Below are 13,372 nucleotides of genomic sequence, written 5' to 3'. Positions count from 1 at the left end.
GCTGTTCGCCCGGTACAGGAGGGCGAGCCGGCCGGTCGTCCTCACGCCTGCGCGTCCACACGCGGCAGCGCCGACACCGGCACCACGAGGTCGGCCCGGCCCCGGGTCGCGGCCACCAGCTCGGCGTTGCGCTGGTCGGTGCGCAGCACCCACGCCACGGCCTCCTCATGGCTCTTGCCGAACGCCTCGTGCCGGGCGACCAGGCGCCGGACGCGCTCGGCCTCCTCCAGCTCGCAGAACCACACCTCGTCCAGCTGGCACCGGACCCGGGCCCACGCGCCGGTGTCCAGCAGCAGGTAGTTACCCTCCGTCACGACCAGCCGGGCCGTCGGCGGCACCGGCACAGCCCCGGCGATCGGCTGCTCCAGCACCCGTTCGAAGCCGGGGGCGTACACCACGTCCCCGTACGCCTCCTCGCGCAGGCGCCGCAGCAGCGCCGCGTACCCGGCCGCGTCGAAGGTGTCGGGCGCGCCCTTGCGGTCCCGGCGGCCGAGCCGGTCCAGTTCGGCGTCGGCGAGGTGGAAGCCGTCCATGGGGACGTACGCCACCCACGGCTGCCCGCCCGCGTTCAGCTCCCGCACCAGGTGCTCGGCGAGCGTCGACTTGCCCGCCCCGGGGCCGCCGGTGATGCCGAGGATCGCGCGCCGGCCGTCCCGGGGGAGGGCGCGGGCGCGGCTGAGGAGGTCGTCGAAGGTGAGCGCCACACAGGAGAGTGTGTCACCCTGCGCACAGCCGATCGATGACTTTCCGCGGAAGGCGGAGCCCCATCCGCAGGGGGGCCTCGTCCCTGCGGGAGTCCCATCCGTACGCGAGTGGGGAAGGAGGGAGCCGTACCGTGTCCGACGACGAAGCACGGATCCGCGCGCAGATCACCAGGTGGGCCGAGGCCGTCCACCGGGGCGACCGCGACGGCGTCCTCGACGACCGTGCCGAGGACATCGCCATGTACGACGCGCCGCCGCCCCACGAGGGCATTCGCGGCCCGGCCGCTGGTCGCACACGAGCACCACTCGTTCCCGCACGACTGAGCCGGTGTGGCGTGCGCCACTCGGTGGACGCCCTCGCCCGGGGAACCGGTCCTGTATGACGGAGCTCGGTCTTCCCGAAGACATCCAGGCCTGCCTCTTCGACCTCGACGGTGTCGTCACCAAGACGGCCGTCGTCCACGCGGCCGCCTGGAAGGAGACGTTCGACACCTTCCTGCACGAACGCGACGGCGAGAACTTCCGCCCGTTCGACGCGGACGACTACGACCAGTACGTCGACGGGCGCCCGCGCGCGGACGGCGTCCGCACCTTCCTCGCCTCCCGCGGCATCCACCTGCCCGAAGGTGAACCCGACGACCCGCCCGACGCCCCGACCGTGCACGGGCTCGGCAACCGCAAGAACGAGCTGCTCCTGGAGAAGATCCGCACCCAGGGCGTCGAGGCCTACGACGGCACCCTGCGCTACATCGACGCCGCCCGCGCCCACGGCCTGCGCACCGCGATCGTCTCCTCCAGCGCCAACTGCCTGGACGTGCTGCGCTCGATCGGCGCCGAGCATCTCTTCGACGTACGGATCGACGGCGTGGTCGCCGTCGAGCGGCACCTGCCGGGCAAGCCGCGCCCCGACACCTTCCTGGCCGCCGCCCGGGACCTCGGCGTCGAGCCGTCGCGGGCGGCCGTGTTCGAGGACGCGCTGGCCGGCATGGACGCGGGCCGCGCGGGCGGTTTCGGGTACGTCGTCGGCGTCGACCGCGTCGGCCAGACCGACGCGTTGTACGCGCACGGCGCGGACCGGGTCGTGAAGGATCTCGCCGAACTGGGGGGCAAGGAGTGATCGCGCAGCGGGCGTACGCCGTCGAGCCGTGGACCGTGCGGGAGACGGAGCTCAACCTCGACGTCCTGGCCCAGAGCGAGTCGGTGTTCGCGCTGTCCAACGGCCATGTCGGCTGGCGCGGCAACCTCGACGAGGGCGAACCGCACGGCCTGCCCGGCTCCTACCTCAACGGCGTCTTCGAACTGCACCCGCTGCCGTACGCAGAGGCCGGCTACGGCTATCCGGAGTCCGGCCAGACGGCCATCGACGTCACCAACGGCAAGGTGCTCAGGCTGCTGGTCGACGACGAGCCGTTCGACCTGCGCTACGGGCGGCTCGTGAAGCACGAGCGGACCCTGGACCTGCGCCGGGGCGTGCTGGAGCGGTCCTGCGAGTGGACGTCCCCGGCCGGTTCGACCGTACGGGTGCGCTCCACCCGGCTGGTCTCCCTGACCCAGCGGGCGATCGCCGCGGTGGCGTACGAGGTCGAGCCCGTCGACAGCCGCACCCGCGTGGTGGTCCAGTCGGAGCTGGTCGCCAACGAGAGCCTGCCCTCCCCGGACGGCGACCCGCGCGCGGCCAAGGCGCTGAAGTCGCCCCTGGAACCGGAGGAGGACCTCGCCTCCGGGAACCGGCTGCGCCTGGTGCACCGCACCCGCCGCAGCGGCCTGCGGGTCGCCGTCGCCGCCGACCACGTCGTCACCGGCCCGGAACGGACCACGACCAGCAGTGAGAGCAACGTCGACGTGGCCCGCCTGACCATCACCTCCGTCCTCGACCCGGGGCAGAGCCTGCGCGTGGAGAAACTGGTCGCCCACGGCTGGTCCGGCGCCCGCTCCCGGCCCGCGATGAGCGACCAGGTCGAGGCGGCCCTGGCGGCGGCCGGGCACAGCGGCTGGCAGGGCCTGCTGGAGGACCAGCAGGCCTACCTCGACGACTTTTGGGCGCGCGCCGACGTAGAGGTCGACGGCGACGAGGAGATCCAGCAGGCCGTCCGCTTCGCCCTCTTCCACGTGCTGCAGGCCGGCGCCCGCGCCGAACAGCGCGCCATCCCCGCCAAGGGACTGACCGGCTCCGGCTACGACGGCCACGCCTTCTGGGACACCGAGGCGTTCGTGCTGCCCCTGCTGACCTACACCGAGCCGAAGGCCGCCGCCGAGGCGCTGCGCTGGCGGCAGAACACCCTGGACGCGGCCCGGGAGCGCGCGGCCCAACTCGGCCTGTGCGGCGCGGCGTTCCCCTGGCGCACCATCGAGGGCTCGGAAGGCTCCGCGTACTGGCCGGCCGGCACGGCCGCGTTCCACGTCAACGCCGACATCGCGGACGCCGTGGTGCGGTACGTGGCGGCGACCGGCGACGAGTGCTTCGAACGCGAGGTCGGCGTCGAACTGCTCGTGGAGACCGCCCGGCTGTGGCGCTCCCTCGGCCACCACGACGACCGGGGCACCTTCCACATCGACGGCGTCACCGGACCGGACGAGTACAGCGCGATCGCCGACGACAACACGTACACCAACCTCATGGCCCGGGCGAACCTGCTGGCCGCCGCCGACGCCTGCAAACGCCACCCCGACGAGGCCGCGCGGCTCGGCGTCGACGAGGAGGAGAGCGCCGCCTGGCGGGACGCCGCCGAGGCCATGCACGTCCCCTACAACGACGAACTCGGCGTCCACGAACAGCACGCCGGCTTCACCCGCTACCAGCGCTGGGACTTCGACCGCACCGGCCCGGACCAGTACCCGCTGATGCTGCACTTCCCGTACTTCGACCTGTACCGCAAGCAGGTCGTCAAACAGGCCGACCTGGTGCTGGCGATGTACACCTGCGGCAGCTTCTTCCAGGAGTTCTACGACGAGGAGCAGATCGCCCGGAACTTCGCCTACTACGAGCCGCTGACCGTACGGGACTCCTCCCTGTCGGCCTGCGTCCAGGCCGTCGTCGCCGCCCAGGCGGGCCATCTGGACCTGGCCTACGCCTACACGGCCGAGGCCGCGTTGATGGACCTGCACAACCTGCAGCACAACACCCGCGACGGACTGCACATCGCCTCTCTGGCGGGCACGTGGATGGCGCTGGTCGCCGGGTTCGGCGGCATGCGCTGCGAGGACGGCGCCCTGCGCTTCGCGCCGCGCCTGCCCGCGAAGTTCAGCCGCCTCGCCTTCACGGTGCGGTTCCTCGGCCGGTGCCTGCGCGTGGAGCTGGCGGCCGACCGGGCCACGTACACGCTGCGCTCGGGACTGCCCCTGACGATCCGCCACCACGGCGAGGAGCTGACCGTCCGCGAGGACGCCCCGGTCGAACGCCCCGTACCCGCGGTCAGGCCGCGCCCGGTCCCCGAGCAGCCCCCGCACCGCAGGCCGAACGTCCGCTGAGCCTCACGCGGGCGGCGTCCAGTCGGCGACCAGGTCCAGCAGGCCCGGGAAACGGGCCTGAAGGTCGTCGATCCGGACGCGGCTGTGCCGCTCCAGCCCGTACTGCCGCTGCCGGATCAGCCCGGCCTCCCGCAGCGCGCGTGGGCCTGTCGGCGGCCACCACCGCGTTCGGCGCGCTGCTCGCGGCGGCCGGACTGGCGGGCGCCCTGTTCGTGGCCACCCGTCCCGCGACGGCTGGCTGACCCCGGCCGACAGGCCCGTGCGGGGCGTACGGCGGGTCAGGCAGTTGGCCGTATATCACCCTGCACCCCCGTGACACGCGGGTTAGTTTGTCCATGTTTTGACTGGCTTCCGCCTTCAGCTCGTGAAGCTGTGGGGTCCTGAGAAACCCTACGACTTGTAGGGGTGAGGGGTGGACGATGACCAACGGCGCCAACGCCATCCTCGTCGGTATGCGACGACGCGACCAGACGACCGCGTCCGGAACGCCCCGCCGGGCCCGCGGCAGTGCTCCCCTCGCGGCGGTGGCCGGCGTCTTCACACTGGCGCAGCTCGTCCTCGTACGCCCGGTGCTCGGCCTCGGCTGGGACGAGGTGGTGTACGTCAGCCAGGTCAGCGAGCACGCACCGGCGGCGTTCTTCAGCGCACCGCGCTCCCGGGGCGTCTCCCTGCTCGTGGCGCCCGTCGCGTCCTGGTCGTCGTCCACCCCGCTGCTGCGCGTCTACCTCGCCCTGCTGTCCGGCCTCGCCCTCTACCTGGCCCTGCGCACCTGGCGCGGCCTGTTCCCGACCCGGGTCCTCGTGGTCGGCGGCGCCCTGTTCGCCTCCCTGTGGATGACCCTCTTCTACGGCCCGCAGGCCATGCCCAACTACTGGGTCGCCATCGGCGCGCTCATCAGCGTCGGCTGCTTCCTGCGCTTCCGGTCCGACCCCACCGCGCGGGCCGCGCTGTGGGGTGTCGCCGTCGGAGCGATGCTCATGGCGTGGATGCGGCCCACCGACGCGGTCTGGGTGACGGTTCCGCTGCTCGCCCTCACACTGCTGCGACGCCACTGGCGGCTCCTGCTCGCACTCCTGGTCGGCCTCGCGGCGGGCGTCGTCCAGTGGGTGATCGAGGCGTACGTCGGCCACGGCGGTCTCGGGCAGCGGCTGCACGACGCGTCCGAGATCCAGGGCGGCCTCGGCTGGCAGATCGCCGTGGACGACCAGCTGCGCAGCCTGGGCGGCCGGGCCCTGTGCCGCCCGTGCACCGGGTCGATGCCCCACCCACTGGTCACCCTGTGGTGGTTCGCCCTGCCGGTGCTCGCCGCCCTCGGCCTGGCCGTCGCGGTCCGGGCCCGCCGCACCGCGCGCACCCTGCTCCCGCTGGCCTGCGCCACGACGGCCGCCCTGCCGTACCTGTTCATGATCGGCTACGCGGCGCCCCGCTTCCTGATGCCCGCCTACGCGCTGCTGGCGATCCCGGTCGCCGACGCGTTGTGGCACCTGGTCAGGACGCCGGGCGGCCGGTGGCGGCCGGTCGTCGCGACGGTCGTCGCGCTCGGGCTGGCCGGGCACCTGGCCGTGCAACTCGCCGTCCTCACACGCACCGTGGACCGCAACACCGACAACCGCCGCGACTGGGCCCGCACCGCCACCGAGCTGCACCGCCTCGGCGTCCGCCCGCCCTGCCTGATCACCGGACACGAGGCCATCCCGATCGGCTACTACGCCGGCTGCTCCTCCGGCGCGACCGCCGGCCACAACGAGAACACCACGGCGGCGGAGATCCGGGGCACCGCACGCCGGATCCCGGTCGCCCACCTCGCCCCGCTCGACGGCATCCCGCCCCGCTACGCCCGCTCCTGGACCGTCCACCGGATCGGCGAGCTGCACGTCCGCGTCGCACCGGCGGCCCTGCGGAACGATCCCTCGTGACAAGGGACCGCCGGCGCCCGGCGGCGCGCGCCCACCGCCGGGCGTGGTGACGGCGACCGGTGTTTCCCGTCCACCCGGTTCCGGTAGGAGTCGGGTGTCGGTTGACGAATGAGGGGGGAACGTCATGGCGGTGAGCGACCACGACGGCCGGTTGGGGGAGGAGTTCTTCACTCCGGGAACGTCGTCCTTCACCGAGTTCCTGGCGGCCCACCGCCCGGAGCTGCTCAGCACGCGCCGCGTCCTCCCGGACGGCGTCCGCGCCGACGAGGTGCCGCACGGCACGACCGTGCTCGCGCTGACCTACCGCGACGGCGTGCTGATCGCCGGCGACCGCCGGGCCACGATGGGCAACCTGATCGCGCAACGCGACCTGGAAAAAGTGCACCCCGCCGACGACCACACCGCGGTGGCCTTCGCCGGCTCCGTCGGGCTCGCCCTGGACCTGGTGAAGCTGTACCAGGTGGAGCTGACGCACTTCGAGAAGATCGAGGGCATCCCCATGACCCTCGCCGCGAAGGCGAACAGGCTGGCCGGCATGATCCGGCAGAACCTCGGCCAGGCCATGCAGGGCCTCGCCGTCGTCCCGTTGCTGGCCGGCTACGACGTCACGGCCCCCGACGGTGCACGCGGCCGCGTCTTCGGCTTCGACGTCGCCGGCGGCACGTACGAGAAGTCCGGCTTCCACGCCGAGGGGTCAGGCTCCCCCTATGCCCGGGGCGCGCTGAAGAAGCTGTTCCGGCCGGGCATGTCCCGGCGTGAGGCGGCCCTGGCCGCCCTCCACGCGCTGTACGACGCGGCCGACGACGACTCAGCGACCGGCGGGCCGGACCTCAACCGACGCATCTTCCCCATCGTCTCGGTCATCACCGACGACGGCTTCGAGCGACTGCCCGAGGCCGAGACGGCGGAACTGAGCCGCGAGATGGTCCAGCAGCGCGGCAGCCGGCCGGACGGACCGAACGCGGCCGTGTGACGACGGTCCCCGCCGGAGTTTCCGCTTCCATGGGCAAGACCTGTCGCGGCCTTTACTGCACATGAGTTGCATGTACCGGAGGATGGCACAAGGCTGTTCACCGCAGCCGTCCAGCCGAAAGTCCCGCCGGAAGGTCCCTCCCCCCGATGACGGCCGCCCCTGACTCCACTCCGACCCTCCCCGCGCCGGGCCCCGCCCAGCGTACGGCCCGGCACCGCGTTCGTAGCTCCATGACGCGGCAGGAGTGGATCAGGGCAGGGGGGATGGCCGGGTTCATCCTCGCCCTCCATGTGATCGGCTGGGTCACTCTGGTGGCCGTCGTCGTCCCGGAGCACCACCGCATCGGCGCCCAGTCCTTCGTTATCGGCATCGGCGTCACCGCGTACACGCTCGGCATGCGGCACGCCTTCGACGCCGACCACATCGCCGCGATCGACAACACCACCCGCAAGCTGATGGGGGAGGGGCAGCGGCCGCTGTCCGTCGGCTTCTGGTTCTCGCTCGGCCACTCCAGCGTCGTCCTCGCCCTGGCGCTGCTGCTCTCCCTGGGTGTGAAGGCCCTGGCCGGGCCGGTCCGTGACGACGGCTCGTCCCTGCACGACATCACCGGCCTGATCGGCACGGCCGTCTCCGGGACGTTCCTGTACGCCATCGCCGCCGTCAACCTCGTCATCCTGGCCGGAATCTGGCAGGTGTTCCGCCGGATGCGCTCCGGCGCCTTCGACGAGGCCGCCCTGGAGGAACAGCTCACCAGCCGCGGCTTCATGAACCGCCTCCTGGGCCGCGTCACGCGGTCGGTCGCCAAGCCCTGGCAGATGTACCCGCTGGGGCTGCTCTTCGGGCTCGGCTTCGACACCGCCACCGAGATCGCCCTGCTCGTCCTGGCCGGCTCGGGCGCCGCCTCCGGACTGCCCTGGTACGCGATCCTGTGCCTGCCCGTCCTCTTCGCCGCCGGGATGTGCCTCCTGGACACCATCGACGGCACGTTCATGAACTTCGCCTACGGCTGGGCCTTCTCCCAGCCGGTCCGCAAGGTCTACTACAACCTCACCATCACCGGCCTGTCCGTCGCCGTCGCCCTGCTCATCGGCACCGTCGAACTCCTCGGCCTGCTCGCCGAGAAGCTCGGGCTGCACGGGGCGTTCTGGGACTGGATCTCCGGGATCGACCTCAACACCCTCGGCTACGCCGTCGTCGCCCTCTTCTTCGCCACCTGGGCCGTGGCCCTGCTGGTGTGGAAGGCCGGCCGCATCGAGGACAGATGGACGGCGGATCTTGCCCGGCCCGCCGAGTAAGGGGCGGATACGAGTGAGGGTGAGCCCACCTTCTTGAGGTCTCAAGATTGTCCCAACGGGTGATGTCCGGGCGTCTGCCGAGGTTAGAGACCGCGTAACGGGAAACGCGGAACGGGCACGTGAGACGAACGAGTCGACGCAGCGCGACAAGGAGGCAGTCATGGGCACGGAACCGATGGGCCCCGAGGCGATGGCGGACGACGCTTACCAGCCCACCGGAACCAACGAGGAGCAGGAGGACGCCGCGCCCCTCGACCTGCAGGACGCCGTTGACGAACGGACCTACGACGACACCCTCGACGAGGGCTACTCCCCGCCGGAGAAGCCGCTCGGCGTCACCAAGCACGGCACCACCGCCGCCGAGCAGCGCGAGGGCGAGACCGTCGACCAGCGGCTGTCCCAGGAAGTGCCCGACGTGTCCGAGCCGCCCGGCGACGACATCGGCGACCTCCCCGAGGGAGAGGGCGAACCGATCGATCCAGAGGCGGGCACGGCACGCGCCGGCCGTCTGGTCGAGCCCGACGAGGGCGTCCGCAGCGACACCACCTGGGAGGCCGTGGCGACCGACGTGGGCATCGACGGCGGAGCCGCCGGCGCGGAGGAGGCCGCGGTACACGTCGTCGAGGACGAGACCGCCCTGCCGGAAGGCGAAGGGGAGGGGCAACTCCCTTAGATTCCTGGGGAGTTCAGTCCGGAGGTCAGTTCGGAGTTCAGCCCGGCGCCCCGCGAGCTGCGGCGGCTGCCGCGGCGCTGTGCGCGAGTCTGACCCGGCCTGATCTGACCTGGCCCGACCCGTCGGTGGCCCGGTCGTCGAAGACGCTGAACCGCCGCCCACGCCACCCGTGTGGGTGCTGCGACGGCGTGCACGGGCCCGCCCCGGCGCGCCCCGCCCCGCGCCGGGTCGGTGGCGTCCCGCGCCGTGCCCCGCAGCTCAGGGCAGCAGCTTGTCCAGGGCGGCGGGCCCCTCGGCCGCCAGCTTGCGCTTGGCCCATTCCAGGTTGCGCGGGGTGAGGTCCTTGCCAGAGGCAAGGACCAGGTCCTCCGGCGACACGTCGGTGCCGGTGCGGGCGTGGAGCAGGCTGTCCGGGGTGGTGCGGTCCTCGGGCGGCCGGGACGCGGACGCGTCGGGCTGTGAGGTCGACATCTTCTGCTCCTCGGGTCCGGATCGCTGTTGCGGCCCCGGTGCTGTCATCGGGTCCGATATCACCATTCAACGCGGGAGCGCGCCGTGCATCCGGAAAGCGCGGGTACCGCTGTGAGGGGGCCGCTTCCTATGCGTGCAGGGGTACCTTTCCCGGGCCCGGGAGAAACCTGGCCCCGGCCACCGGCGAGACCGACGGCCCCAAGCCCATGTCCCTGACACTGGCAGGAGCATGCCAGGGCCACACGTGCCATGACCGTGGTGGGCCTGGCGAGCGCGGCCCTGCCGGCAACACGATCAGCGTGATCGGCCTGCTCAACCCCGCCTCCCAGCACGTCTGCGTGATCGCCGAGCACTGAGCTCCCCCCTGATCGCACGGCGCACCGGGGCGCCGTCAGCGGCGGCCCCCGGGTCCGGGCCCGGGCGCGAGCACGAGCATCGTGACGTCGTCGCGTACGTCCGGGCAGTACCGGACGAGATCCGCCCACACGTGCTCGGCCAGCGCGGCGGGATCCTCCTCGGCGCGGCCCGCCAGCCGCTCGGCCAGCGGATAGAAGGCCCCGGCGCCGTCCCTGGCCTCGGTGACGCCGTCGGAGGCCAGGAAGAGCCGGTCCCCGGGACGCAGCCGCACCGCGGAGGCCACGGGCGGGGCGGCCTCGGCCAGACCCAGCCCGAGTGGCGTACCCGGCTCGACCTCCAGCTCGACGGCCCGGCCGTCACGCAGCAGCAGCGGACCGGGATGCCCGCACGCCACGATCCGCACCGTCCGGGCGTCGGCGGCGAACGCGAGCAGCACCGCCGTGGCGAAGAGCTCGCCGTGCGGCTCGTCCGCCGAGTCCACCACCAGCCTCCGGTCCAGCCGGGCCGCCATCGACTCCGGGTCCGGCTGGTCGAGCACCGCCTCCCGGAAGGCGCCCAGCAGCGACGCGACCGTCGCCACGGCCGACAGCCCGTGCCCCTGCACGTCCCCCATGACCGCCCGTACGCCGTGCGGGCCCGCGCGTACGTCGAAGAAGTCACCGCCGACCAGCGTCCCGTGCTGCGCCGCCCGGTACAGGCCCGCACACCGCACCGGCCCGACCCGCTCCGGCAGCGGCGGTACGACGGCACGCTGCGCGGCCTGCGCCACGGCCCGCTCGGTCAGCAGCTGGGCGTCACGGTGGGCGCGGACGAAGGACAGCAGCACGCTCAGCGCGGCGACGAAGCCGACGGTCAGCACATCGGTGTTGCCAGGGTCGTTCAGCCGGAAGACGGGGGTGGTCAGCACGGCCACCGCCAGGGCGCCGAGGACCGCGGTCACGACCGGCCCGCACGACAGGACCGCCAGGGGCGGAATGGCGCCCAGCATGAAGCCGATGTCCAGCGGCTCGGGGCTGATCAGCTCCGCCGCGCACACGGCGGCCAGCAGGGCGGCCGGCAGGACCCGGAACCAGCCCGGCGGCGGCGCGCCCCGCAGCCAGCCCCGCCGGTCCCGCTCCCGGTCCCGGCGCGGCGCCCGGCCGCGCACCGCACTCACATCACCACGCTGCTACGACCGGCCGGGCGCCGCACGCCGGGGCGGCGTCAGGCGAAGGGCGTGAGCGTCAGCCGCAGCCCCGTGGGGGCGGTGTCCTGGATGTACGAGGCGAAGTCGGCCACGTCGTCGAAGGCGAAGCCGTACGCCTTGCCGTCCCGGGTGGCCGCGTGCATGGCCTTGGCGTAGTGGTTGGTGAGGCCGGTCCGGTAGAAGGACGCGGCGTCGGTGGTCGGCTGGGCCGGGGAGCTGAGGAGGGTCGAGCGGTTGAAGCCGGCGCCGAGCACGGCGGCGACGGGGCCGGTCGTGCCGTCGTTGGGGGCGGCGAGCGCGCCGTCGCAGAACAGCACGTCCCGCGTGGACGGCTTGCCGAAGGAGACCTGCGCCGGACCGTCGAAGGTGAGCCGCTCACCGCGCACCCGGCCGGTGAAGGTGCCCACGTTGGTGGTCACGGTCAGGTCCCGGCCGGTGTACGTGCTCCACACCTCGTCGATGTACGGGGCGAAGTAGTCCTTCGGGAACAGGCCGGCGTCCAGCCCGTGGCCCGGCGCGATGATCCGGGTGTCGTCCACGGCGAGCCGCGCGAACTCCTCCACCTGCCGGACGGCGGCGAACGCGGCCGCACGGCCGCCGTCGCGCAGGGTACCCGTGGTCTGGTCCTTGGCACCGGTCAGCCGGATGCTCAGCGGCACGCTGAACATGTCGACCATGGTCGTGTTGCAGAACATCCCCGAGGAGTTGTAGGTGAACTCGGCACAGTCGTGCAGCACCCCGTAGTTGGGGTCGGACGTGACCCAGCCGGCCGGGTACTGCAGCGCCGGGTTGCCGTTGCCGTCGGTGACGACCTTGAACTTGAGCTTCGCGCCGAGCGACACGTAGATCCGGCCGGACATGTACGGCAGGGACAGCCGGGTCTCGCCGCTGCCGGCCAGGCCGATCGCGTAGTCGGTGAAGCCGTCGGGGCCGTTGTCCGACAGGGCCACCGGCGCGAGGGTGCCGTCGGGCCTGACCCGTACCTGCCGGCCGTCCTGGTTGCCGACGATGTAGACGTGGACGCTGGTGTTGGCGAAGGAACCGCTGTTGTTGACGATCGTCAACGGCAGGGAGCCGGCCGCCGCCGTGCTGCCGTCCTCGGTGGTGCCCGCGAGGGCGTGCGGAGCCAGTGCGGCGACGGCGGGCGCGGCGACGACCGCTCCGCCGAGGGCGACGAGGAAGGTGCGGCGTCCGGGGCGGCGCTGGTGACGAGGAGTCATGTGGGGGGTCTCCTGACATGCTCGTGCGGGTGGTGGGGCGCGGCGGCGAGCGCGCGGGGGGAGACCTGAGAGGCATGGGGGAGTGAGAGCGCTCTCAGACGGTACGTCGACGCCGCCGCGGGGCCCTGATGCTACGCACGGGCACCGCACCTGCCAACCGTTCTGACGTGCCGCCAACTCCGGGCGATGTGCGCGTACTTGACCAAACCGGCGACTCCCCAGGGCCACTTAACTGCCTCTTAAGGGCCACTTAAGCCCTCCGGCCTCCCGAGAGCGCTCCACGCCGGGCCGAAATTCGCTGTACGGGCCGGCGGAACATCCCGTAGCTGCCCGGGGCGCCTGGTGGGGCGGCCCCGACGACACCGAGCCCGTCACCCTCAACTGGTTCGACGTGGCCGAGGGAGAGGAAGAGGCGGGGGCCGAGCTCCTGCGCACCGCTCCCTGGCAGGTCGAGCTGGAGCTGAACCTCCCCGCCGGCTGGCGTAAGGACCCCGGCCCGCGCTCCGCCGCCGAGGTGCGCTTCACCGCCGTACGGGCAGCCGGGTACGACCTGCTGGTGGAACGCTTCCTGTACCGGTGGACGCCCTCGTGCGGGCTGCCCGAGCGGCCCGGGCGGCTGGTGTTCCGTCCCGAACCGGACGACGCGGTGTTCTTCGACGCGCTGCGCCGCATCCACTCCGTCACTCTGGACGCCCACGCGCTGAAGGCCATCGAGGAGGGCGGGCTCGACCAGGCGGCGCAGGAGGAACTCGACTTCTTCCGCTGGTGCCCCTCGCCGCGCGCATGGTGGCACGTGGCGTACACGCCGCAGGGAGAGCCGGTGGGCATCCACATCCCGGCGCACAATCCGTCGGGGCCGTGCATCGGTTTCATCGGCGTCCTGCCGGAACACCGCGGCCAGGGCTACGCCTACGACCTCCTGGCCGAGTGCACGCACTTCCTGGTCGAGCGGGGCGCGCAGTTCGTCGCCGGGGCGACGGACCAGGGGAACGTCCCGATGGCCGCGAACTTCGCCAAGGCGGGCTTCCCGGTGGTCCGGGAGCGTCTCAACTTCCACCTGCCGCCGGACCCCGGCGGTGCCGGGGCTCGCGAGCGGGCATGACCAGGAC

11 protein-coding genes and 2 pseudogenes are annotated in these 13,372 nt (G+C 72.7%); 8 read left to right on the top strand and 5 right to left on the bottom strand.

Features of this window, described 5'->3' with window-relative positions:
• Window positions 1-41: 41 nt before the first annotated feature.
• Window positions 42-704, bottom strand: a complete 663-nt coding sequence (locus ACYVMZ_RS22005) for a nucleoside/nucleotide kinase family protein (protein WP_461082229.1) — start codon at window positions 702-704, stop codon at window positions 42-44.
• Window positions 705-835: 131 nt separating this feature from the next.
• Between ACYVMZ_RS22005 and ACYVMZ_RS22000 the strand changes: the two genes are divergently transcribed.
• The 3 genes from ACYVMZ_RS22000 to ACYVMZ_RS21990 are packed head-to-tail and all read left to right on the top strand — an operon-like array spanning window position 836 to window position 4,172.
• A complete protein-coding gene (locus tag ACYVMZ_RS22000) occupies window positions 836-1,087 on the top strand; it encodes a Cif family virulence factor (RefSeq protein WP_461082227.1) in 252 nt (83 codons plus the stop codon).
• The gene (locus ACYVMZ_RS21995) at window positions 1,084-1,821 is read left to right on the top strand and encodes an HAD family hydrolase (RefSeq protein ID WP_461082225.1); all 738 of its coding nucleotides are present in this window, start codon (window positions 1,084-1,086) and stop codon (window positions 1,819-1,821) included. Before ACYVMZ_RS22000 ends, ACYVMZ_RS21995 begins: the two co-directional genes overlap by 4 nt.
• On the top strand, window positions 1,818-4,172 hold the full coding sequence (locus ACYVMZ_RS21990) for a glycoside hydrolase family 65 protein (protein ID WP_461082223.1): 2,355 nt from the start codon (window positions 1,818-1,820) through the stop codon (window positions 4,170-4,172). Before ACYVMZ_RS21995 ends, ACYVMZ_RS21990 begins: the two co-directional genes overlap by 4 nt.
• Window positions 4,173-4,175: 3 nt before the next feature.
• On the opposite strand, the pseudogene ACYVMZ_RS21985 reads toward ACYVMZ_RS21990, so the two are convergent.
• Window positions 4,176-4,313: pseudogene (locus ACYVMZ_RS21985) on the bottom strand (ArsR family transcriptional regulator); the annotation flags it as partial.
• Between the two features lie 278 nt (window positions 4,314-4,591).
• On the opposite strand from ACYVMZ_RS21985, the gene ACYVMZ_RS21980 reads away from it, so the two are divergent.
• The 4 genes from ACYVMZ_RS21980 (at window position 4,592) to ACYVMZ_RS21965 (ending at window position 9,029) form a co-directional block, all read left to right on the top strand.
• Complete coding sequence (locus tag ACYVMZ_RS21980; RefSeq protein ID WP_461082221.1) at window positions 4,592-6,088, top strand: hypothetical protein; 1,497 nt, start codon at window positions 4,592-4,594, stop codon at window positions 6,086-6,088.
• A gap of 124 nt (window positions 6,089-6,212) precedes the next feature.
• Window positions 6,213-7,061 (top strand): proteasome subunit beta, encoded by an 849-nt coding sequence (gene prcB, locus ACYVMZ_RS21975; RefSeq protein WP_461082219.1) that lies wholly within the window; start codon window positions 6,213-6,215, stop codon window positions 7,059-7,061.
• A gap of 146 nt (window positions 7,062-7,207) precedes the next feature.
• Window positions 7,208-8,356: a Nickel transporter NicT gene (gene nicT, locus ACYVMZ_RS21970; protein ID WP_461082217.1), complete on the top strand. Its 1,149-nt coding sequence runs from the start codon at window positions 7,208-7,210 to the stop codon at window positions 8,354-8,356.
• 175 nt (window positions 8,357-8,531) lie between these two features.
• Window positions 8,532-9,029, top strand: coding sequence for a DUF5709 domain-containing protein (locus tag ACYVMZ_RS21965; protein WP_461082400.1), 498 nt, complete (start codon window positions 8,532-8,534; stop codon window positions 9,027-9,029).
• Between the two features lie 258 nt (window positions 9,030-9,287).
• Here ACYVMZ_RS21965 and ACYVMZ_RS21960 read toward each other — a convergent pair whose 3' ends face one another.
• The 3 genes from ACYVMZ_RS21960 to ACYVMZ_RS21950 form a co-directional block, all read right to left on the bottom strand.
• Window positions 9,288-9,500, bottom strand: coding sequence for a hypothetical protein (locus tag ACYVMZ_RS21960; RefSeq protein WP_461082215.1), 213 nt, complete (start codon window positions 9,498-9,500; stop codon window positions 9,288-9,290).
• 391 nt (window positions 9,501-9,891) lie between these two features.
• Entirely contained in the window at window positions 9,892-11,013 is a 1,122-nt protein-coding gene (locus ACYVMZ_RS21955; RefSeq protein WP_461082213.1) for a PP2C family protein-serine/threonine phosphatase, read from the bottom strand.
• Window positions 11,014-11,060: 47 nt separating this feature from the next.
• On the bottom strand, window positions 11,061-12,263 hold the full coding sequence (locus ACYVMZ_RS21950; protein WP_461082211.1) for a glycoside hydrolase family 64 protein: 1,203 nt from the start codon (window positions 12,261-12,263) through the stop codon (window positions 11,061-11,063).
• Window positions 12,264-12,585: 322 nt separating this feature from the next.
• Here ACYVMZ_RS21950 and ACYVMZ_RS21945 point away from each other — a divergent pair.
• Window positions 12,586-13,365: pseudogene (locus ACYVMZ_RS21945) on the top strand (GNAT family N-acetyltransferase); the annotation flags it as partial.
• Between the last annotated feature and the right edge of the window lie 7 nt (window positions 13,366-13,372).

Source organism: Streptomyces deserti, from assembly GCF_054782695.1.
The sequence above is the reverse complement of the archived record's forward strand: the minus strand, read 5'-3'. Positions and strand labels throughout refer to the sequence as shown.

What these genes read in the sequence shown, in the direction of transcription:
- ACYVMZ_RS21965 (WP_461082400.1), top strand. Translation starts at nt 8,532, where the DNA reads ATGGGCCCCGAGGCGATGGCGGACGACGCTTACCAGCCCACCGGAACC.
- ACYVMZ_RS21950 (WP_461082211.1), bottom strand. Translation starts at nt 12,263, where the DNA reads ATGACTCCTCGTCACCAGCGCCGCCCCGGACGCCGCACCTTCCTCGTC.
- ACYVMZ_RS21980 (WP_461082221.1), top strand. Translation starts at nt 4,592, where the DNA reads ATGACCAACGGCGCCAACGCCATCCTCGTCGGTATGCGACGACGCGAC.
- ACYVMZ_RS21995 (WP_461082225.1), top strand. Translation starts at nt 1,084, where the DNA reads ATGACGGAGCTCGGTCTTCCCGAAGACATCCAGGCCTGCCTCTTCGAC.
- ACYVMZ_RS21960 (WP_461082215.1), bottom strand. Translation starts at nt 9,500, where the DNA reads ATGTCGACCTCACAGCCCGACGCGTCCGCGTCCCGGCCGCCCGAGGAC.
- prcB (WP_461082219.1), top strand. Translation starts at nt 6,213, where the DNA reads ATGGCGGTGAGCGACCACGACGGCCGGTTGGGGGAGGAGTTCTTCACT.
- nicT (WP_461082217.1), top strand. Translation starts at nt 7,208, where the DNA reads ATGACGGCCGCCCCTGACTCCACTCCGACCCTCCCCGCGCCGGGCCCC.